Annotated in this window: 1 protein-coding gene; it reads left to right on the forward strand. The window is 57.2% G+C overall.

What is annotated here, in order from left to right:
* Window positions 1-67 precede the first annotated feature (67 nt).
* A protein-coding gene (locus tag Q1A20_RS26080; protein ID WP_299919736.1) for an IS5 family transposase occupies window positions 68-825 on the forward strand; the annotation gives its coding sequence in 2 pieces (ribosomal slippage) (window positions 68-389 and window positions 389-825; 759 coding nt in all).
* Window positions 826-848 lie beyond the last annotated feature (23 nt).

Raw genomic sequence — 848 nt, forward strand, 5'->3', positions numbered from 1 at the left:
CTAGGGTCAGGACCCATTGATTTCCGCCCTATGACGTGATTCACGGTTCGAAAACCGAGCGGTGAACATGTCTGATCTTTTCTGGCTGAGCGACGCGCAGATGGCGCGCCTTGAGCCCTTTTTCCCGAAGTCCCACGGCAAGCCGCGTGTGGATGATAAGCGAGTGCTGAGCGGCATTATCTTCATCAATCGCAATGGCTTAAGGTGGCGCGACGCTCCAAACGCATACGGACCACACAAGACGCTCTACAACCGTTGGAAGCGGTGGAGCGACAAGGGCATCTTTGCGCAGATGATGGTGGGTTTGGCCGCCAGGCACGGCGAAGAGAAGACCGTGATGATCGACGCAACCTATCTCAAGGCTCACCGAACAGCGACCAGCATGGGCGTCAAAAAGGGGGGCGTGGACGCCTGATCGGACGCACCAAAGGCGGCATGAACACCAAGCTTCACGCAATCTGCGACAGCCAAGGCCGACCAATCGACTTGTTTGTCTCCGCCGGGCAGGTCAGCGACTACATCGGCGCTCGGGCTCTTCTCAGCAGTCTGCCCAAAGTTGACTGGCTGCTTGGTGACCGTGGCTACGACGCCGATTGGTTCCGAGAAGCGTTGAAAGACAAAGGGATACGCGCCTGCATCCCTGGCCGGAAACAGCGCAAGAAACCCATCAAGTACGACAAGCGCAGATACAAACGCCGCAATCGCATCGAGATCATGTTCGGCAGGCTCAAGGATTGGCGGCGGGTCGCGACCAGATACGACAGATGCCCGAAGGTCTTCTTGTCAGCTATCGCACTCGCGGCACTGGTTATCTACTGGCTTTGAAACTCAATGAGTCCTGACCCTAG

Source organism: uncultured Roseobacter sp., from assembly GCF_947501835.1.
Classification (GTDB): Bacteria; Pseudomonadota; Alphaproteobacteria; order Rhodobacterales; family Rhodobacteraceae; genus Roseobacter.